Origin of the sequence: Leisingera sp. NJS201 (assembly GCF_004535885.1) — a bacterium.
In the GTDB taxonomy this organism is placed as follows: domain Bacteria; phylum Pseudomonadota; class Alphaproteobacteria; order Rhodobacterales; family Rhodobacteraceae; genus Leisingera.
This window is the reverse complement of the sequence record NZ_CP038234.1, coordinates 812,651-832,955: the sequence shown is the minus strand read 5'-3', so window position 1 is coordinate 832,955 and position 20,305 is coordinate 812,651. Positions and strand designations below refer to the sequence as shown.

Annotated in this window: 18 protein-coding genes, 1 tRNA gene and 1 pseudogene; 14 read left to right on the top strand and 6 right to left on the bottom strand. The window is 59.3% G+C overall.

The genetic code is table 11. The features are described 5' to 3' along the window. Position 1: 1 nt before the first annotated feature. Together ETW23_RS04075 and ETW23_RS04070 are read right to left on the bottom strand one after the other, a co-directional pair. Positions 2-1,344 (bottom strand): annotated as a pseudogene (locus tag ETW23_RS04075) (cbb3-type cytochrome c oxidase subunit I). A 12-nt stretch (positions 1,345-1,356) separates the two neighbouring features. Beyond that, positions 1,357-1,809 carry a cytochrome c gene (locus ETW23_RS04070; RefSeq protein WP_129371828.1) on the bottom strand — a complete coding sequence of 151 codons (453 nt, stop codon included), beginning with the start codon at positions 1,807-1,809 and terminating at the stop codon, positions 1,357-1,359. A gap of 124 nt (positions 1,810-1,933) precedes the next feature. On the opposite strand from ETW23_RS04070, the gene ETW23_RS04065 reads away from it, so the two are divergent. The 4 genes from ETW23_RS04065 (at position 1,934) to ETW23_RS04050 (ending at position 3,214) form a co-directional block, all read left to right on the top strand. Next, positions 1,934-2,146 carry a hypothetical protein gene (locus ETW23_RS04065; protein WP_129371829.1) on the top strand — a complete coding sequence of 71 codons (213 nt, stop codon included), beginning with the start codon at positions 1,934-1,936 and terminating at the stop codon, positions 2,144-2,146. A gap of 176 nt (positions 2,147-2,322) precedes the next feature. Next, positions 2,323-2,529, top strand: a complete 207-nt coding sequence (locus ETW23_RS04060) for a cold-shock protein (protein WP_129371830.1) — start codon at positions 2,323-2,325, stop codon at positions 2,527-2,529. A 144-nt stretch (positions 2,530-2,673) separates the two neighbouring features. Then, entirely contained in the window at positions 2,674-2,904 is a 231-nt protein-coding gene (locus ETW23_RS04055; protein WP_134829216.1) for a DUF982 domain-containing protein, read from the top strand. A gap of 112 nt (positions 2,905-3,016) precedes the next feature. Then, positions 3,017-3,214, top strand: a complete 198-nt coding sequence (locus tag ETW23_RS04050; protein ID WP_134829215.1) for a hypothetical protein — start codon at positions 3,017-3,019, stop codon at positions 3,212-3,214. Between the two features lie 213 nt (positions 3,215-3,427). Here ETW23_RS04050 and ETW23_RS04045 read toward each other — a convergent pair whose 3' ends face one another. Then, entirely contained in the window at positions 3,428-4,123 is a 696-nt protein-coding gene (locus tag ETW23_RS04045) for a Crp/Fnr family transcriptional regulator (RefSeq protein WP_134829214.1), read from the bottom strand. A 241-nt stretch (positions 4,124-4,364) separates the two neighbouring features. On the opposite strand from ETW23_RS04045, the gene ETW23_RS04040 reads away from it, so the two are divergent. From ETW23_RS04040 to ETW23_RS03995, 10 genes are all read left to right on the top strand, one after another. Then, complete coding sequence (locus ETW23_RS04040) at positions 4,365-5,573, top strand: NnrS family protein (protein ID WP_134829213.1); 1,209 nt, start codon at positions 4,365-4,367, stop codon at positions 5,571-5,573. Between the two features lie 107 nt (positions 5,574-5,680). Continuing rightward, a complete protein-coding gene (locus ETW23_RS04035) occupies positions 5,681-6,682 on the top strand; it encodes a cytochrome-c peroxidase (protein ID WP_134829212.1) in 1,002 nt (333 codons plus the stop codon). Between the two features lie 25 nt (positions 6,683-6,707). Further along, the gene (locus ETW23_RS04030; protein ID WP_134829211.1) at positions 6,708-9,086 is read left to right on the top strand and encodes a response regulator; all 2,379 of its coding nucleotides are present in this window, start codon (positions 6,708-6,710) and stop codon (positions 9,084-9,086) included. 220 nt (positions 9,087-9,306) lie between these two features. Continuing rightward, on the top strand, positions 9,307-11,406 hold the full coding sequence (locus ETW23_RS04025; RefSeq protein WP_254695139.1) for a peroxidase family protein: 2,100 nt from the start codon (positions 9,307-9,309) through the stop codon (positions 11,404-11,406). A 240-nt stretch (positions 11,407-11,646) separates the two neighbouring features. After that, entirely contained in the window at positions 11,647-13,578 is a 1,932-nt protein-coding gene (locus ETW23_RS04020; protein WP_134829209.1) for an acyl CoA:acetate/3-ketoacid CoA transferase, read from the top strand. A gap of 299 nt (positions 13,579-13,877) precedes the next feature. Further along, a tRNA-Gln gene (locus ETW23_RS04015) sits at positions 13,878-13,952 on the top strand. Positions 13,953-14,948: 996 nt separating this feature from the next. Continuing rightward, positions 14,949-15,302 carry a hypothetical protein gene (locus ETW23_RS04010; RefSeq protein WP_134829208.1) on the top strand — a complete coding sequence of 118 codons (354 nt, stop codon included), beginning with the start codon at positions 14,949-14,951 and terminating at the stop codon, positions 15,300-15,302. Next, positions 15,283-16,412, top strand: a protein-coding gene (locus ETW23_RS04005) for an IS3 family transposase (RefSeq protein WP_134828802.1) whose coding sequence is annotated in 2 segments (ribosomal slippage) — positions 15,283-15,517 and positions 15,517-16,412 — 1,131 coding nt in all. Because the reading frame shifts where the segments join, the coding sequence is not laid out codon by codon here. Before ETW23_RS04010 ends, ETW23_RS04005 begins: the two co-directional genes overlap by 20 nt. A gap of 128 nt (positions 16,413-16,540) precedes the next feature. Continuing rightward, positions 16,541-16,975 carry a hypothetical protein gene (locus ETW23_RS04000; protein WP_134829207.1) on the top strand — a complete coding sequence of 145 codons (435 nt, stop codon included), beginning with the start codon at positions 16,541-16,543 and terminating at the stop codon, positions 16,973-16,975. Continuing rightward, a complete protein-coding gene (locus ETW23_RS03995; protein ID WP_096870597.1) occupies positions 16,972-17,286 on the top strand; it encodes a hypothetical protein in 315 nt (104 codons plus the stop codon). The genes ETW23_RS04000 and ETW23_RS03995 overlap by 4 nt, the downstream gene beginning before the upstream one ends. 16 nt (positions 17,287-17,302) lie before the next feature. On the opposite strand, the gene ETW23_RS03990 is transcribed toward ETW23_RS03995, so the two are convergent. From ETW23_RS03990 to ETW23_RS03980, 3 genes are all read right to left on the bottom strand, one after another. After that, the gene (locus tag ETW23_RS03990) at positions 17,303-17,551 is read right to left on the bottom strand and encodes a hypothetical protein (RefSeq protein ID WP_096870596.1); all 249 of its coding nucleotides are present in this window, start codon (positions 17,549-17,551) and stop codon (positions 17,303-17,305) included. Positions 17,552-17,656: 105 nt separating this feature from the next. Beyond that, positions 17,657-18,820, bottom strand: a complete 1,164-nt coding sequence (locus tag ETW23_RS03985) for an AAA family ATPase (protein WP_123619029.1) — start codon at positions 18,818-18,820, stop codon at positions 17,657-17,659. A 194-nt stretch (positions 18,821-19,014) separates the two neighbouring features. Beyond that, positions 19,015-20,253 carry a site-specific integrase gene (locus tag ETW23_RS03980; RefSeq protein ID WP_123619028.1) on the bottom strand — a complete coding sequence of 413 codons (1,239 nt, stop codon included), beginning with the start codon at positions 20,251-20,253 and terminating at the stop codon, positions 19,015-19,017. Positions 20,254-20,305 lie beyond the last annotated feature (52 nt).

Here is a 20,305-nt window from a genome sequence, read left to right as displayed (position 1 = left end):
CTTACTCTCCCGGTACGGCCGCGGGGCCGGGTTTGATGACTTCGCGGCGGACCACGACGGTTGCGTAGATGAACAAGAGCGCGCCCAAAACCACCACCACGCCAGAGCCGAGACGCATCAGATAGAACAGTCCCAGCTGGTCCTGCACATCCATGTAGTAGTCGCCGACAATGCGCTGCATGTGGGTCTGGATGGTGCCGGCAAAGGTCAGGACAAAGGTCATAAAGGCCATGCCGCCGGTCATCAGCCAGAAGGACGCCATGTTCAGCACCTGGTTATAGGGATCGCGGTTGCGCAGATGCGGCATCGCATAGGTGAACATCGCCAGGTTCATCGCCACATAGGCGCCGTAAAACGCGAGGTGCCCGTGGGCGGCGGTGATCTGGGTGCCGTGGGTATAGTAGTTCACCCCGTGCAGCGTGTGCAGGAAACCCCAGACGCCGGCGCCAAAGAAAGCCACGGTCGATGCACCCAGCGACCACAGCAGTGCGGCCTTGTTCGGGTGGTTCTTGCGGCCTTTCCAGACCATGACAAAGGCAAAGCTCATCATCGCGAAGAAGGGGATCACCTCAAGAGTTGAGAAGATCGAGCCGACCCACTGCCAGTAACCCGGTGTGCCGATCCAGAGGAAATGGTGGCCAGTGCCCAGGATGCCGGAGAACAGCGCCAGGGCTACGATGACATAAAGCCATTTCTCGACCACTTCGCGGTCAACGCCTGTCAGTTTCAGCATCAGGTAGCCAAGGATTGCGGCCATCACCAGTTCCCAGGTGGCTTCCACCCAGAGGTGCACAACAAACCACCAGTACATTTTATCAAGGCTGAGGTTGTCCGGGTTGATAAAGGCAAAAACCCACAACAGCGACAGCAGCCACAGGCCCATCAGCAGGATGTTGGTGATCGCGGTCTTGCGGCCCGCCAGCACGGTCAGCGAGATGTTCACGAGGAATATCACTGCCGCGACAAGAATGCCGAACTTGACCCACAGGGGCTGTTCCAGGAACTCCCGCCCGCCGTGGATGCCCACGAGGTAAGAGCCGACCGCGCCCAGAGTGCCGACGACAAGAATGGCCAGCTGGATATAGGCGAGCTTCACCGAGAAAATCTCACGTTCGGACTCCTCGGGATCAGGTAATAGGCGGCGCCGAAGAAGCCCAGCAGCAGCCAGACAATCAGCGCGTTGGTGTGCAGCATGCGCACGATGTTGAAGGGCAGCAGCTCGCTCAGCGTGTTGGGCCAGACATAGATCCAGCCCGCCAAAAGCCCGCCGAGGACCTGGATTGCAAACAGGCCCATTGCCACCATGAAATAGGCATAGGCCACCTTTTGTGATTGATACTTCATTGTTTCTCTCCCTCAGCCCGCGTCATTCGGAGGCCAGTTCTGGGTATCGGTCTGATCCGCCCAGCGCAGGAATTCAGAAAGGCCGCGCATTTCTTCCTCGGTGATCTCGAAATGCGGCATCTGGCGGCGGCCCTCGACACCTGATGGCTGGGCTTCCATCCAGCCGTTCAGCATTTCATAGGCGTCCTCGGGTTCGTCCAGCACGCCCCAGCGGGTCATAACGTTGCCGACTTCAGGGGCGAAATAAGCGCCCTCGCCATGCAGGGTGTGACAGTTGATGCAGGAGTGACGCTCCCACACATGTTTTCCCAGCCGCACCGCGTCGGTCAGTTCCATGCCAGCAGTGGAGGTCTTGACGATGTAGCGGTGGCTGTGCGCGGTCATGGCCACGAACACGACAACGAAGAACAAGGAGCCCCCGTAGAACACGTTCCTGGCCCGCGACTTGGTAAGTATCTCTGACATATCGCGGTCCTGAGTACAGTTGCGGATGGGATCTGCCTAAACCCGCGCACCGCCGCGTATGTTGTTAAAGCGCAAAGACCGGACCCATTGCTGCACGCAAGATGCAAGAAAAGGAGGACACGCCATGCGACGCCCCGATTTCGACAACCCGGATTTGCCCCTGGCAGACCTGTTTCATCACTGGCCCGCCTGCGCGGCCGAATTCATGCGCCGTCAGATGATCTGCCCCGGCTGCCCGATCGCCCCCTTTCACACGCTGATCGATGCCTGCGGCGAATACGGGCTGGAGGAGATGGATTTTCGAGAGCAGTTGCGGGGAATGATAGGAGCCAAATAAAACTATTTGCAAGATATCGCTGCAGCTCTCTTGCAATCATGGATCGCATACCCCATCTCGGTCCAGCAAAGCTTCTTCTTAGACCTTCTGTTTCCTAACGGCCCCAGTTGTTCCTATGTCGACACTGGGCCGGGCTATCGCGTGTTGCGGATAGCATTTATCAAGGAGACGACACGATGGCCAATGGCACCGTGAAATGGTTCAACTCGCAAAAAGGTTTTGGTTTCATCGCGCCCGAGCAGGGATCGCGGGACATCTTTGTCCACATTTCCGCTTTGGAACGCGCTGGCATCCAGCAGCTTGACGATGGCCAAGCCGTGACTTTCGACATCGAAAGCGGCCGCGACGGACGTGAGTCCGCCAGCAATCTTGCACTTGCGTAAGTCATTGCAGGCATGAAACTATTGACGGGAGCATTCTTGCGATGCCCCCGTTTCCTGCATCTGCCCTGTTTAAACTGCAGATGCGGTTCTCTTCCAAAAATTACCGAAAGAACAATCTTGATAGAAATCTCTTGGGGTTCTCCCATGACCATTTTCCTGCCCTCGGAAGGCCGGACACAAAAAATCTCGACGATTGAACAAGCCCACTTCTGGCTGCAGAAAGCCTGGCCGGTTTCCGATCGCAACAGAAACATTGCGCTTGAGAAAATTGATGCCGTCATGGACTGTCTCGCCCCCGTCGGCGCCGCACGCGCAGCTTTACTCTCTGCTGTTGACACTGCTGGGTTTCAAACGGACTCCCGCACCGCCGCTTAGACCGCCGCGCCTTACTCATCCGGTCCCTGCCGCACCTGAGAGACAAAATATACTGAACGTTCGTCCGCTAAAGTAAATCCTGCCCCGGAATCAATCCAGTTAGAGTGACCAGATGACCAAGCTAAACATCGAAGAATTGGGCCTGGCCGGTCTGTCCCGCAAGGAAACAGCGATCGAAAAGACCTCACGTGCAGCGCGTGAAATCCTCGGCGACGAAAACGAGCTTCGGCGCAGAAAAATTGAGCGTCTTAAACGGACCCGGCTTCAATATGAGCACGGTAGTCAGCACCCCGAAGACACTCAGCAATAATGACACCGGCCAAGAAGTATCGTGCCTGCTGAACACCGGGCATAGCCCGCCCGCAGGCCGGCCAGGCGGCAATCGCAGCGAATGGCTTGTGCAGTTTTTGTGTGCAACGTTTGCCTGCGCTTCAAGGAAACCTGCCCCGCTTGGCGTTCCGGCTTCTTGCCCTAAAAGTTACCTGCGCTGCCAGCGGGACACCTCCCGGTCTTTCAGCCGCCCCTACCCCTGTGCGCCGCTCAGGACCACCAGCCGGTGCGGGTCGGTGACAACGATATGCTTGCGGGTGGAATGAACGATGCCGTCCTTTTCCCAGGCCGACAGAAGGCGGCTGACGGTGTGCAGCGTGGTGCCGGTCATCTCCGAGATATTGCGGCGGGTCACTGGAAAAGCGATCTCGATCCCCTCCTCCACCTTGCGGCCCGACTGGGTCACCATCCGCAAAAGCGCCGCCGCCACCCGTTGCTCCACTGCTTGCGTCGCCAGTTCGGTGATCCTTGTCTGCATCTCCCCCAGGCGCTTGCCCAGGGTGCTGTAGCTTTCGGTGGCAAAGCCCTGGTACTTGGCGGTGAACTCAGCCCACAGCCGCACCGGCCAGGACAGCGCCAGCGATTCCGAAGCCGCCACAGCCGTCGCCGGATAGGTGTCTCGGTTCAGCGCGGGCGCTATGCCGAACAACTGGCCCGGCGAGATATGCAGCGCAATGATCTGCTCGCCGCCTTCAGTGGTTTTCACAACACGGATGTAGCCGTCCAGCAGCAGGTGGAAGCGGTCGGCGTCATGGCCTTCGTGAAAAACCTCATTGCCCTCGTCATAGCGCCTGGGCAGGGCTTGATCGAGTATCTCGCGGATCTGGCCGCGCTCCAGAAGGTTGAAGGGCGGCAGCCCGGTCAGGAGGCTTTCGTCGAGCTTGGACAAGAATGCACCGCAAGTTTGCTGAAGGACAAAGAGATGACCCCGCCGTTATCGCATAGTGACGCCAGAGGAAACAACTGTGCGGGAAAAACGGGAACCCGGATCCGGGGGAGCCTCCCTCACCCCTGCCCGCCGGTGCTGATCCACGGGGTTCGGCGAAAGATTGCGTCCCTTACGCCGAACCGGCGGGCGGCACCTGACCAGTGCCGCCCGCCTTTCTTTGATTGGACACTTGGAGGCCGAAATGGCTGCGCGAACCGACTATTCTGGACCCGTCCTGTTTTCCTTTGGCTTCAGGCCGTTCTTTCTTGGGGCCTGCCTGTTTGCACTGCTGGCGATCCCCGCCTGGCTGCTGATCTGGCAGGGCACGCTGGAGTACAGCGGACCGTTTCTGCCAACCGACTGGCACATTCATGAGATGATCTTTGGCTACGGCGCAGCGGTCGTGGCTGGTTTCCTGTTCACCGCAGTGCCCAACTGGACCGGGCGGATGCCTGCGCGCGGCTGGCCGCTGGCGCTGCTTTCAGGCCTTTGGCTGCTGGGCCGGATCGCCGCTGCCGGCTGGCTGGGGCTGCCGGCGCTTGGGGTGATGGTTGCGGACTGCGCCTTTCTGGCCGCTGTGGTTGTGATGATCGCGCGCGAAATCATCGCGGGTGAAAACTGGCGCAACCTCAAGGTTCTGGTGCCGATCACCCTGCTGGGCCTGGCCAATGCCTGCTTCCATATTGAGGCGATGACCGAGGGGGCGGCTGATATCTCGCGCCGTTTGGGAATTGCCGTGCTGATCTTTCTGATCATGCTGATCGGCGGGCGGATCATCCCCAGTTTCACCCGCAATTGGCTGGCCAAGCACGGCGCAGAGAAGATGCCGGTCCCATTCGGCAAATTCGATGCCGTGACCCTCGCGTCGGGTGCTGCCGCTTTGCTCGCCTGGACCGCAGCGCCCTGGGCTGCCGTCAGCGGTGTGCTGCTGTTGGCAGCCGGGCTGTTGCACGTCCTGCGATTGGCACGCTGGTGCGGGCTGGCCAGCCTGGGTGAGCCGCTGCTGTTCATGCTGCATGCGGCCTATGCGCTGGTGCCTGCAGGGCTGATCGCCGCCGCGGCAGTGCCATTTGGCTTGCTCGAACCCGCCGCAGCCGCGCATATCCTGGGTATCGGTGCTGTTGGCGGCATGACATTGGCCGTCATGATGCGCGCCACCATGGGTCACAGCGGCCGGCCGCTGGTTGCAGGCCCGGCTTTGACCGCTGCCTTTGCGCTGGTCATTGCGTCTGCCGCTTTGCGGGTTGCAGGCAGCACTGAACTGGCCGCGGGCTGGACCGGCATCACCGTTTCCGGAGGTTTATGGACCGCAGGGTTCGCGTTGATGGTGCTGAAAACCGGGCCTTGGCTGGCAACCCGGAGTGCGGGATCCAAGAAAGTGTCAGGAACGCAGGCCCACAACCGGACCTAGAGCGCATGTAAGGCCTTAAAGGCGGCAAAGCTTACGCAAATTTAACAGCCTTCTCAGAGAGTGTTATTCCGGGTAACTAGGCCTTGGATAGTGTGGGGAGGTCCTAAATGCAGTGGAAAGCTGCTGCCGCTGCTGTAGTGCCGCTGCTGCTATGGGCCGTCCAAAGCCTGGCGCAACCCGCCGGGCTTGACGCATTCAAGCGGCCCGCTGCCGTGCCATTCCCGGCGGCTGCGCCCTACAGCCGTGAAATTGCCACCTTGGGCAAAATGCTGTTCTTTGATCCGCGCCTGTCCGGCGGCCAGAACATCAGTTGCTCAAGCTGCCACAACCCTTCTTTCGGCTGGGAAACCCCGGTGCCCAAAGCCATCGGCGCTGCAAACAAACCCGTGCGCCGCCATGCGCCGACACTCCTGAACGCGGCCTGGATCACCCCGCTGTTCTGGGACGGGCGCGCGGACAGCCTGGAAACGCAGGCCATTGGGCCGATCACCGCTCCGGATGAGATGAACGCAACCTTTGACGGCATCACCGCCCGCCTGACTGCGGTGCATGAATACAAAACCTGGTTCGATCGCCTGTTCCCTGGGCGGGGGATCCGCAAGGAGACCGTCCTGACCGCACTCGCCACCTATCAGCGCACGATTGTCAGCGGCGTGGCCAGTTTCGACCGCTGGGTAAGCGGGGATGCAACTGCAGTGCCGGAGGCCGCCAAACGCGGCTTTGCGCTGTTTAACGGGCGGGCGAATTGCGTGTCCTGTCATTCCGGCTGGATGTTCACGGACAACCAGTTGCATGACATCGGAATTCAAACAACCGATCTTGGCGGCGGCGGCCTGACACCGCCGGACCCGGAGATGAACTACCGCTTCAAGACCCCCGGACTGCGCAACATCGCTCTGCGGGCGCCGTATATGCACGACGGTTCGCTCACCTCGTTGCGGGAGGTGGTCCGCCATTATGCCGACGGCGGCAGCGCCAAGGCATCCCGAATGCCGGATATCGAAGGTTTTGCCGCCACCGAAGCGGACATCACCGACCTGATTGCCTTTCTGCAGACGCTGACGGATACCGGAACCAATGCGCCAACCCCTATTCTGCCGGCAAACTGATGCGCATGGCTGAGGGTCCCCGCTTATGAATATCAAACGGTCCACCGTGCTGCCGGTTCTGGTGATTGCGGTTGCAGCACTGCTTGCGGCACTGCTGATCGGCAGCATGGCGATGTATGCCTCCAGCCGGAAAGACGCGGTGCTGGAAGCCTCGCTTGAGGTGACCCGGCGCGCCAGCGGCGTCAGCACCGGCATCACGGCCGCCGAAGTTTTTGCCCAAGACGTTCTGGCGATGACGCGGCTGATCCCGCAGGAAGACGTGGCCAGCCAGTTTCAATCTTACCTCAAGGAAATCAACAGCGATCTCAGCGCCTTGCTGAAGCAACCGCTGCCTGGACCGCTGCGGGCCGAGGCTGAAACCCTGAATCAGACGCTGACGGAGTGGTGCGAATTGGCGGTTGTGCTTTTGGGCATCAAACCTGCAAAAGACATTCCCACTCTCAGCACATTGATGATGAGCAGCGAGGCGGTTACCCGGCAAGCTGCCACTGTGACCGGCCTGGCGGCTGTGCATGCGGAACAGGCCATCGCGGCGGCGAACCGGGCGTTGTCCCGTATTTTTGTTCTTGGGCTGACCGGCACCGCGCTGCTTATGCTTGCAGCACTGATTTTTGCCATTCGCAAGGCGCATGCCGTCTCCGGCGCGATGCAATTGGCGGCTTCCAAGCTGCGGCGGCTGGCAAGCCGCGAGCAATTTGCGCCCTCACAGGAAGCAAGTGAGATTTCTGCCGTATTTGCGGCGCTGGACACATTGGAAACCAGTCTGGAGGAAAAGAAGCGGATCGCCGAGCGTCTGCAGCAGGAAAAAGCCCGGGCAGAAGCTGCCACCGAGACCAAATCCCGCTTCCTGGCAACCATGAGCCACGAGATCCGCACGCCGATCAACGGGGTCCTGGGGATGGCGGAAGTGCTGAATGAAACCAGCCTCACATCTGAACAGCAATCCTGCACCGGAACCATTCTGGCATCGTCCGAGGCGCTGCTGCGCATCGTCAACGACATTCTCGATTTCTCCAAGCTGGAGGCCGGAAAAGAGCAGATGCTGGAGCAGCCCTTTAACCTGCGCGACGTGATTTATGACGTCGCCACGCTGATGTCGCCCAGCGCATCCGCCAAGGGGCTGGAAATCTGTATCGACATCCCGGAGAACACGCCTGCCGTCTTTACCGGCGACAGCGGCCGGGTGCGGCAGATTCTGATGAACCTGGTGGGCAACGCGGTAAAGTTCACTCTGGAAGGTTTTATCAGTATCACACTCAACTACGACGCCGGCCATGCTATTCCACTGTGCATTGATGTGCGCGACACCGGGGTCGGCATCCCCAATGACTGTATCGGCCAGATCTTTCATGCCTTCGAGCAAGTCGAAAGCACCACCGCCCGGCGATTTGAGGGCACCGGTCTGGGCCTGGCCATCTCGTCCCGTTTGGCGCAGGCCATGGGCGGGCGGATCGATGTGGACTCGGAGAGCGGCACAGGGTCCTGTTTCACTGTCTGCCTGACGCTGCCTGTTGCCGCTCCTGCGCCGGTCCTTTCCCGGCCGCTTGCGGGCAAACTGGTGGCTGTGGCCGCGGATCTGGCCTTTGCCCGCGACGTGCGGCAGCGCCAGCTGGCTCTTTGGGGGGCAGACACAATCGCGCTTCACGGCATGGACGGGCTGCTGGAAAAAGTGGCGGCAATGGCTGCGGAACAGCGGCAGCCGGATCTGGTGCTGGTTGAAACCAGCCTGCCGCTGGAGCAAGCCAGAAACCTTTGCCGGAGCCTGCACAGCTTGCCCGGGTGCCGGGAGATGCCGATCGTTTTCTGCACCGGCGGTCAGATGCTGGCCGAATATGAAGTGTTGAAGGAGTGCAAGACGTTGCGTGTGCTGATGAAACCGGCGCGCAACAAACTGCTTTTGCAGACCCTGCAGGAGGTCTTGAACTCCGGTGCGCCGCAGGCTGCCGCCGCGGTGCCGCCCAGCGCCGGGCAAACAGCCGGGCAATTCAGCCACTTGCGCCTTCTGGCGGCTGAGGACAACCGTACCAACCAACTGGTTTTGCAGAAAATGCTGGCCCCTTCCGGCATTCAGCTGACCATTTGCAGCAATGGGCAGGAGGCGGTGGACACCTTCGCCGCACATCATTTCGATCTGGTGCTGATGGACATGTCGATGCCGGTGATGGATGGCATTGAAGCCACCCGCCGCCTGCGGGCCTGGGAACAGGAAAACGGCCGGGCGCCCTGTCCTGTCCTTGCGCTGACCGCCAATGTGCTGAGCACCGACGAAGCGGCCTGCCGCGCTGCAGGCATGGTTGAATTTCTTTCCAAGCCGATGCGCAAGCAGCTGCTGCTGGAACAAATTGCCAAGTGGACTGATACGCCGTCTGCCACTGATGCAACGCTGCAGGTCCGGCAAGCCTGACACGCAGGGTCCCGGCCTATTGCTTTACCTGTGACGCGATGGCGCTGATCCGCCATGAAAATCACGACAATACACAAAACCACACTAAATCGTGATATAATGAGCGCCTGCCTGTGTCCCGGTTTGAGTGCATTTCCGGAACCTGGGAAGGCGTTTACCGGCACCGCTCGCGCAGGGATGGCGAGCCGCACACAATGGCAGTTTTGGTGAAAGTTAATGAGTGATTGGGGGATCACATGTCCAATTTACAGATCGGGGCCGCACGCCCCGCCGATGGCTATGCCGCACATTCCGAAAATCCAGACTGGGGGCAACCGGCACCGGCCTGCTGCATTTAGCGCCCAGCGGCCTGACTTCTGACGGCGGCATGGCCGGGGCGGACCGGCCCAACCCGCGTGAGATTTCCAATATCCTGTCTGCGCAAGACGGCGGCACTGTGAATGCTGCAGGCGCGTCGGACTTCCTGTGGATCTGGGGGCAGTTTCTGGATCATGATCTGTCGCTGACCGGGACCGAAAGCGAGACCGGGGCAGATATCGAAGTCCCGGCGGGAGATCCGTTTTTTGATCCTTTCGGCACCGGTGAGGCGGTCATTCCCTTTACCCGGATAGCGCAGCAGGACGGTGAGTATCTCAATGAGATCACAGCATTTATTGATGCCTCCATGATCTATGGCTCGACGGTGGAAACTGTCGCAGCAATGCGGGACGAAGGCGGCAGGCTGCGGATGACCAAGGACGGGTATCTGGGCCGGGATGGCGACGGCTTCCTGACCGGGGACGTCCGCGCCGCGGAAAATGTGGCCCTGTCCTCGATGCACACGATTTTCACCCGCGAGCACAACCGATTGGTTGAGGATCTGGCCGCAAGGGATCCCGGCCTGACAGACGACCAGCTGTTTGAGGCGGCCCGCGCCAGGGTCGAAGCGCTGGTGCAAAGTGTCACCTTCAAGGAGTTTCTCCCCCTTTTGATCGGCCAAAACACGCTTGAGGCCTATCAGGGCTATGACCCGGACGTGAACCCCGGCATTGCAATCGAGTTTTCTACTGCCGTGTTCCGGCTGGGGCATACGCTTTTGCCGGCCAATCTGCAGCTGGTGGCAGCTGACGGAACCGCCGGTCTGCTGGCGTTGCGGGACGCGTTCTTTCAGCCGCATCTGTTGAAGGAACCGGACATGATCGAAAACGTCATGCGCGGTGCTGCAACCCAAGCAGCCGAAGCTGTAGACACTATGGTGGTGGAGGATGTGCGCTCGTTCCTGTTCGGGCCGCCTGGCGCAGGCGGGCTGGACCTGGCAGCGCTGAACATTCAACGCGGGCGCGACCTGGGTGTCGCCAGCTATAATGACTTGCGCGAAGCGCTTGGCCTTGCCCGGGCAGAAAGCTTTACCGATATCACGAAGGATGCCGGTCTGGCGGCCAGACTGGAAGATGCCTATGGCGACACCGATCTGGTCGATGCCTGGATTGGCGGGCTGGCCGAAGACCCGTCCGGCGACGGGCTGCTTGGGGAAACCTTTACCACGGTCATGGTGGACCAGTTCACCCGCCTGCGCGACGGCGATCCATTCTGGAGCGAAGGACGCGAGGGTATTCCCGCCAGCGAGATGAAGGCGCTATGGGAGACAAGCCTGTCCGATATCATTGTGCGTAACACCGATATCAGCGCCATTCAAAAAGACATCTTTATGGCGATGGACAGGGCTGCCGGCACAATGGGCGATGACACCCTTGAAGGCGGTGCCGGACGCGATTTCCTATTCGGCAGCGATGGTGCAGACAGCCTGGCTGGCCGGGCCGGCGGCGATGACCTTCAGGGAGGCCGCGGCAAGGACACGCTTGCTGGCAACCAGGGGAACGATTGCCTGGACGGCGGCGCTGGCCGGGACCGCTTGAATGGCGGATCCGGGGAAGACTTTGTTTTTGGCGGCACTGGAAAAGATCATCTCACAGGGGGGCAGGACAACGACGAGTTGTCAGGCGGGCGCGGCATGGACAGACTGTCCGGGAACAAGGGCAACGACACGCTTGACGGCGGCCTGCATGCCGACACTCTGACCGGCGGCGCCGGGAATGACCTGCTGACCGGCGGCGCTGGCGGCGACTGTTTTCTGTTCCGGACCCGGCACCATGGGGATGACACCATTACGGATTTCGAACTGGGCCTTGATGAAATCAAAGTGACAGGCCCAATGCGCCGCACATTGTCTATTGAGGACACAGAAGGCGGCCTGAAATTCTCGGATGGTGAAAACTGGTCCGTGTTGCTGGAGGACATCAGCATGGGCGACTGGTTTCAATCCGGCGACAGCCTGTTCTGACCGCAACCGGCCTGATGCGCGGCCACCTGGATGAGACCCGCCGCCCGCCGCATCGGCAACAGCCGGCCGCCGATCGGAAACTTCGCCACGGCCCGCGGGGCGTGATGTCGTATGTCCCCCATCCGCTGACGCAATCAAAGGACAGGCACCGTCTGGCCCGCGGCTAGAATGCCCGATCAGTTTCCGCAAGGCCGCAAAGCCCAAGCGGAAGGCGACAGGCATCGGGGAGGACGCGCCGCCATGAAAGACAAGACAACCACCACCGAACAGGCCATGGCACTGATCCGGGACGGGGATGTCGTGACCACCACCGGGTTCGTGCAAAGCTGCATCCCGGAAATGCTGCACGCGGCCTTGGAAAAGCGGTTCATCGAGGAGGGCGCGCCCCGCGACCTGACACTGATCATGTGCGCAGGCGCCGGCGACAGCAAGGGTCTGGGGACCGGTCGGCTGCACCACGACGGGCTGCTGCGCCGGGTGATTGCCGGCAATTTCGGCCGCATGCCCAAGGTTGCGCAAGCAGCACAAGAGAACAAGATCTGCGGCTACAACCTGCCGCAGGGGGTAATCTCGCAGCTTTACCGGGCCTGCGCGGCGGGCCAGCCGGGGCTGTTCTCCAAGGTCGGCCTGCACACCTATGTCGATCCCCGCCATGGCGGCGGCAAGGTCAACAAGGTGACCGAGGAGGACATTGTCCGCTACCACAAAGTCGATGGCGAGGAATGGCTGTTCTACAAGGCCACCAAGATCGACGTCGCCTTTATCCGCGGCACCAGCGCCGACCGCTCCGGCAACATCAGCATGGAGCGCGAGGCGCTGACGCTGGACTGCCTGGCCCAGGCCATGGCCGCCCACAACAACGGCGGCATCGTCATCGCCCAGGTGGAGCGCATCGTCGAGGACGGCTCGATCAAGCCGAAGGACGTGAAGATCCCCGGCTTGCTGGTGGACTGCGTCTGCTTGGCGGACGATCCGGACATGCACCGGATGAATTACGGCGTGCAGCACAACCCTGCCCTGTCCGGAGAGATCCGGGTGCCGGTGGAGGGCATCGCCAAGATGCCGCTGGATCAGCGCAAGATCATCGCCCGCCGCGCCGCCTTTGAACTGCCGCCCAACGGCGCTGTGAACCTCGGCGTCGGCGCGCCCGACGGCGTCGCGGCGGTAGCAAACGAGGAAAAGGCCACCCCCTATATCACCCTCACAACTGAGGCCGGCGCGGTCGGCGGTGTGCTGGCAGGCGGTTCCAGCTTCGGCTCCTCAGCCAATGCCGATGCCATCATCGACCAGAACCAGATGTTCGATTTCTACGACGGCGGCGGGCTCGACCTCACCTGTCTCGGCATGGCGGAATGCGACGCCGAAGGCAGTGTCAACGCCTCGCGCTTTGGCGGCAGGCTGAACGGCTGCGGCGGCTTCATCAACATCTCGCAGAACTCGCGCGCGGTGGTCTTTGCCGGCACGTTCACCGCTGGCGGGCTGAAGGTTGCGGTTGAGGGCGGCAACCTGCGCATCGTCCAGGAAGGCCGCAACAAGAAGTTCGTCCGCCTGATCGAACAGATCACCTTCTCCGGCCCTTACGCCTCGCAGCGCTCGCAGCCGGTGCTTTACGTAACCGAACGCTGCGTGCTGCAGCTGACGCCCAAGGGACTGGAACTGATCGAGATTGCGCCCGGCATCGACCTGGAGCGCGATATCCTGGATCAGATGGAGTTCAAGCCGATTATCGAGAACGTCAGCCCGATGGATCCGCGCATTTTCCAGGATGAGCAGATGGGGCTGATGAATGACCTGCTGAACCTGAACCTGTCGGAGCGGGTCACTTATGATGCCGCACGCCACACCATGTTCCTCAACCTCGAAGGCTGGAGCGTCAAGAAGAAGCGCGACATCGAGGACCTGACCCGTGTCTTGCAGGATGCCTTTGTCAAAAGCGGCCAGGATGTGAACATGGTGATAAACCAGAACGGCTTCCGCATTGCCGAGGATCTGCAGGATGCCTATGCGGCTTCGGTCGGCCGGACACTGGAGCGCCACAGCGCCTCGATTGCCCACTACACCACCAGCGCCTTCATGCGCCTGAAGATGCAAGGCACCCTCGCCAGCCGCAGCGTGCAACCGCATATTTTTGAGAGCGGCGAAGAAGCGCATCAGGCCATTTGGGGGTCCTGAAGCGGACACAAGCCCGCGCCAGCCCGTATCGGGCTGGCCACCCCTTCCGCACCCATCCGCGCGCGCCGGAGAACCGGTCCGGCCGTTCGTTCCAGCACTTGGCAGGCGCACAAAACATGTCATGTAAAAGATCCGTAAGCCCTTAAGGTAAATACGGTTTCCAAGGGCATCGGGTTGCCGCCAGCTGATGAAAGCCCGGGGCCATGCAGATTTTCTAACGAGAGCCGGACAGGAACTGCATTTTTTTTAAAAACCCTCTTGCACCCCCTCGCAACAAACTTTAGACAGCGCCTCACCGATGGGGTGTAGCCAAGTGGTAAGGCAGCAGTTTTTGGTACTGTGTATCGTAGGTTCGAATCCTACCACCCCAGCCATCGGCCTTTCCTCCAATAGAACAAGACGCTGACGAGCTTGAAATAGCCGAACTGCCCCCGTTTTCGGCCCCAGTTTTCCTGGACGATTTCGGTAAGCTGAGGAGGCCGCTAGCTAGCTCAGATCTTGGGTAAGGCTGTACTTGGATCTGACCTCCCCCTAGTCGCGGGAGAGGCCATTAGCGTTATGGCTGAGTATAGTCGGCATAGGGATAAGTAATGGAAAACGCCCCGCTAGCTAGGGAAGCTTCCACCCGAACAACCCACAAGTTCTTCCTTATCAAAGAACCAAAGAAACAACCGGTTCAGCGGATCAGGTAAGCAGAGAAGCAAACACCATGGCCGCTCACCCACCCCCGCCCTGAGTTTCCAGATAGGCTAGGCGTTCCCTGAACCGACGCTGACGAACCTCAAAGGCATGGCAGCGAGGGCGGTGGCGTATCTGAAGGTAATCGTCGACTAGGCTGGGGGATGTGGCTAAGGGATAGCAGGAGCGACCGCTGGTCGCCCCCTGATCTCTTACTCGGTTAACCTCAATAACCTACTGACCCAACAAGAAACTCTCTCTGCGGTAAAAACCCTTCTTCCGGGGCCTTCTTTTGAGAACATGCCTTATTGGTGTCAGCTATGAACTTGCTTTTAGCAGCCCGGTCCTCAGGCTCAAGCCCCTAGGCCGCAGAAACATCATCACCAGCCTGCCAATGTGCAAAGTTCAGCAAGAACAGAGAAATCTGCACTTCGCCTCTTGCATGTTAGCGGAAACATTTCTAGATACGGTCTTCCTAACCCGCCCGCATTCCGTGGGCACCATGATCAGCGCCTAGAGGCGCTATAGCGGCCCTTACCGCTATGAGGTTCAACAAGAGCCTCCCAATCCAACCGAAAATTTAATCGACAGGCGAAGTGTATCTCGCGGACTGTGCTGTCTGCTGAGCTGCCTGAGCCTCAATCCGGCGTGTTCGATCACGCCCGGAGTCAAAGGTAAGGACGACATGGCGTATGGAAAAAATCACAAGTGGTGCGACCCTCGAGGATGGCGTCATCGCAAAGCCCCGATACTCGAAGCTATTAGACTTTCACAGGTATTCGGAGCATTCCAGCGTTTCACACTTAGTGAAGCCTATCTGGAGCAAGTGCTTCGGCCAGCCCGAGAATGCAGACCCGCGAAAAGGTGGCGTGAAGCCCAAGGCCGATGCGCAAACCCAGCTGCGAACCATCCTTTTGGACCTCTACATGGCGTGGGCGGACGATCCGGAGCGCTCGGTCGCTGTGGACCTGCTTCACTTTTGTTCCGGTTTTCTGCGAGCAATGCTCGCCATAGAGGAGACCGGAAATGGCACCCAAACACAGTGACGATTTCAAACGCGAAGCGGTTCGGATCGCGACAAGCAGCGGGCTGACGCGTCGCCAAGTCGCGTCGGATCTGGGGGTCGGCCTTTCGACCTTGGGCAAATGGATACGTCAGTTCTCGGACGATCCTTCTACCGCGACCCAGGATTCTGAGCTTCGGCGCGAGAACGAACGCCTACGCAAAGAAAACCGCATTCTTCGGGAGGAGAGGGAGGTGTTAAAAAAGGCGGCAATCTTCTTCGCGGGTCAAAAGCAATGAGATTTCAGTTCATTGCGGATTACCGCGGGGATTTGCCACGCAGCCATTTGTGTCGCCTGATGCAGGTGACGGATCGTGGTCTTCGGGCCTGGCGGCACAGGCCGCCGTCACGCCGCCAACGTCGGGATATGGTGCTCTTGGCGCATATTCGAGAGCAGCATCGCTTGAGCCTGGGCAGCTACGGTCGTCCGCGCATGACGCAGGAACTCAATGAACTGGGCATCCATGTCGGGCAACGCCGTGTGGCGCGGATCATGCGTGATAACGGCATCCAGGTGCTGCGCAGCCGCAAGTTCAAGCGCACGACCGACAGCAATCACACCTTCAATATCGCGCCCAACCTGTTGCGTCAGGATTTCACCGCAAGCGCCCCGAACCAGAAGTGGGCGGGAGACATCACTTATATTTGGACCCGCGAGGGATGGGCCTATCTTGCTGTGATCATCGACCTCTATTCGCGACGGGTGATCGGCTGGGCCCTGAGCAACCGCATGAAACAGGATCTGGCCTTGCGCGCTTTGGACATGGCGATTGCCCTACGAAAGCCGCCCCCGGGCTGCATCCACCACACTGATCGCGGCGCCCAATACTGTGCCCACGAGTATCAAAAGCGTCTGCGCAAGCACGACTTGGTGCCGTCGATGAGCGGAAAGGGAAATTGCTATGATAATTCGGCCGTCGAGAGCTTCTTCAAGTCGCTGAAGGCCGAATTAATCTGGCGCCGGACCTGGCAGACCCGCAGAGAGGTCGAACTGGCCGTCTTCGAATACATCAACGGCTTCTACAACCCACGCCGACGGCATTCGGCCATCGGCTGGAAATCACCCGTGGCTTTCGAAAAGATCGCCGCCTAACATGAGCTACACACCGGAACGAAAACGGTGCAGGTCCAAAACACACCAAGGCAGAGGCTCAGCGACGATATGGCCAGCAGGATCGCCGGGCGCAGGGGTCAGCTCTGCAAGATGCCTGGTTTGAATATATGCGCGACGAGATGAATCTCGATGTTCTGCCTCCAGAGAAGAAGAAGGCCACAGCCAAAGACCGGGTGGAGCCAGAAGAGCTTGCACTGCGAAAGGATCGCCAAAAGCTGCAAAATAACGCTCGGAAGCTCCTCCGGGCGGATCAGCTGGCACGAAAACGAAACCAGGAACAGGCGGCAAGGAATGCAGCCGAGGCAAACAGGCTGGCAGAGCAACGATCCGAAGCCGCCCCCGCGCTGGCAGCGGCGGAAGAATTGGCGAAGCGACAAGGAGACTCGCAGGGAGCTGAGAGGCTGAAAGGCCTGCGAGAACGTCTGAAACGCTCGCAGGGGCATTCAACCGCCGTGCGCGCGCCCAGAACCGCACCCATAGCGCAGAAGGCTTCCCTGGCTGTGGATGCCGCATTCAAAGCGATAGAGGGAGATGAGAGATGAAGGGCAGGCAGGTTGAGCCGGACCAATATACGGACAAAATGCGGGAAGCGTTGAATGTCATCCTGAAGGATTGCGATCCTGCGAAGTCATCATCTCGGAAAGCAGGGTGTCAGCTCTACAAAGAGCTGCGAAAGCTGATGCCCATAGCCCGCCCTCAGGATGTTGCCTCCGAAGCCATCTGGCTCGGTCGCAATGAATACCATTCTGAGGATCAGCGGATTGCTCATCTCCGGGATGACCTGATCCGCTCCGCGGTATCAGTGCCACTGACCTGGGATCGTCAGGGGAGGCTTAGCGCCCTGGGCGAGTAGCCCAAGGCGCGGGCAGTCATTCGCCTCCTTGCTTCGTCTTCGTCTCATCAAGCAAGCTGTCGATATATGCGCGTAGAACTCGTCGCCCGGCGAAGGGCGTGTCTGTTTTCGGATGTTTCAGGACTTCGATAACACGCAGAACCTCAGCCCAGACATTGTCCCCGTGTTTTGCGATCCAATTGCGAGCCATTTCGTCGGCCTCAGCCTTCTCAATCGGCGTCAACAGGTCTGCATATGTGCGGCCTGCGACCGCTGGCGCGGCCATCAAAGCCAGCTCTTGCTGGGGCTGGCAGTAGTTGGGATGTTTTTCGACATGGTATTCCTTTTCGAGTATTGCTTTGTGAAGGGCGTAGCGTTGGGTGGTGGTAAATCAGTGCAGCGTGCCGTGGCAGTCTGTTGCATCAGGCAGCGTGTTAGATGAGGCAAACCGATAGCCACCCTGGGCATTAGCTTCGATTTTGCCGCCATCTTTGAGCGCGTCCAGAGCCCTCTTGACGGCCTTCCTCAGGGCGTCGGCGCTCCTCCTCCTCGCGTCGTTGAACGGCGTTCCAGCCAGATCTCTAATCGCGGTCGGGGTGTGCCACTTTCCGCCATCTGCGGCTCTCAGATCCCGGAGAACCCTCAAGATGTCTTCAGCGCGTTCATTCCCAGCAGCCTCTTTGCTTGTCCCTCCTCGCTTTTGCGGCTGCTTTGGAACCAAGGAGGAGCCTGGTGAAAACGGCACCGCCATAGGGACAGTCACCTTGTCTCCATCGGCGTCAAAGCCAACCTCGTAAGGCTCAATCCGGAAGGCAATCGGTGCCCCCTTTGGAATGCGTCGCTGCTTGTTTTGAACAACAAATACTACATTCTCAGACCCGGCACCCTCGGCTGGCTGCAATGTGAGCAAGGTATCTACATTTGCTGTCATCGCTGAGGAGCCGCGCGGGCGTCCATTGTCGTTGGTCCCAACATGATGAATAAACAGCACATGCGCGCCCGTAGTTTTAGCCAACCATTGCGCGTTGCCTACGACCAGGCTTGTATCGCGCGCAGAGTTCTCATCCCCGTCGCCAATGCTCAGATTGTAAGTGTCGATGATGATCAACAACCGCTCGCACCCCCAGCGCACGCGAGAGGCGGTGGCATATTCGGCAAAATCCGCAATCTGATCCTTGTCCTTAAAGTCCAGGGCCAGATCGAACACTTCAAATGGAGCGCTGCCAGCCGGAGCATTGCTCATGAAAGGGTATGCCCTCTCGGAAATGCCTTCGGCATCTTCAGCTGCCACGTAAATCACCGCAGATCGATTGACCCGCGTTTCTCCCACATCGCGCCCCATCGCTACATGCGCAGCGACACCAGCCGAGATGGACGATTTCCCCTTGTTTGATGGGCCAGCAAACATTCCTACCTGCCCCGCCAGGAGCAAGCCTTTCACAATGTATGGGCGGTTCAGGTCGGGTTTGAATTCATTGACTCGAACGGGCTGACATCCCCGGAATGTCGGGGCGGGCATGCCATCGTTTGAGTTGGTATCTTGTTTGGCTTTCACTATATTTACCTCAATGTTCGTTGCTTCTTGGCGGCCTGCGGTCTGGTTTCCTCGGTGGCCAAAAAGTAATTGGGTCCGTTTGCGTCCGGACAAAAACAAAACAAGAACATTTTTTTGGACGGACTGGACGCCTCCCCTAAAGGGAGGGCGTCCAGTCCGTCCGAAAGGCAAAAATGCAATCCTGAGCAACGCCACTACTGAGGAGGCAACACGCCTGCTTCAGCAAGGGCTTTGCCCCATAGCTCCATCAGCTCGGAACGCTCCTCGAAATAGTCGCCGCGATTATATGCGCGCTCGACTTTGGTCCCTACATTGTGCGCCAACGAATACTCTTTCACTTCCCGAGAGAACTTCGTGTGCTCCTCTGCGAACTGACGAAACGACGTTCTAAATCCATGCACAGTCAACCCAGGGCGGCTCGCTTGCAGGATCTTTCGCATAGTGTTTTCCGACAACATCTTGTCGGGGCCGGTCGGGGAAGGGAAAATGAGGCTGTCAGGGCCAGTCTTGAACTTCTCGGCTCGTTCGAGGAGCAGTTGCGCCTGGATGCTCAAAGGCACTGAAAAGGGTTCACGGGTCTTCATGTGGCCTTCAGGAATGTCCCAAACAAACTTGCATTCGTCGATCTCATTCCAACGCGCTTTTCGCACCGCTCCCGAACGGACCGCAGTGGCAATAGTGAAGCACAGCGCCAGCGCGCCAATTTCTTCCTTTGCCTTGAATTCATCAAAGATCGACGCGGCTTCCAGCCAATCGGCGGCTCTGAAATGCTGAACCTTAGGGGCCTCGTTCCTTCGATTTTTTAGAACATCCGCTACAGGGTTCCCATCAGTCCTGATTTCCGTTTCGAGCGCGTAGTCAAAGACCACCCCCATTCTTTGCCGAACCCGGCGGGCCGTTTCATGCTTGGTCTTCCAGATAGGGTTGAGGATAGTGAAAATGTCCGCCCGCGAAATCAGATGCACTGGCTTCTTTCCGATAACAGGCGAAGCATAGGTCCGCAGTGTGTTGATCCACTGTTCGACATGCTTTCCGTTGCTGCTCTTCGGGATGATCCATTCCTGATGAACGCGCTCAGCCAGCTCATCAAATGTGATGTAAAGCTTTGCTGAAGTTTCGGCCTGTTCAATCGGATCGCCACCCCCATGCGCCATCCTTCGGAACTCATCCGCTTTTTGCCTGGCTTCCTCCAAACTCACCACTGAGGTCGAACCAAGGCCGAAATCACGCCGCCGCCCTTGCACAGTTATTCTCAGCAACCAACGGCTTGCGCCGGAAGGATCGACAACAAGATATAGCCCACCCCCGTCGGTGTGCCTTCCAGGCGGTGCCTTCTTGATCATAGAAGCTTTGAGGCGTCGTTCAAAATGGCGCCCCTTCGCCTTGCCGCCCGGCGCGCCTTTGCCAATACCTGAAGTACTCAAATCTTCCACCCCACAATTCACCCCACAATAATCGCATCCACACTGGATCCGACGAATGGGA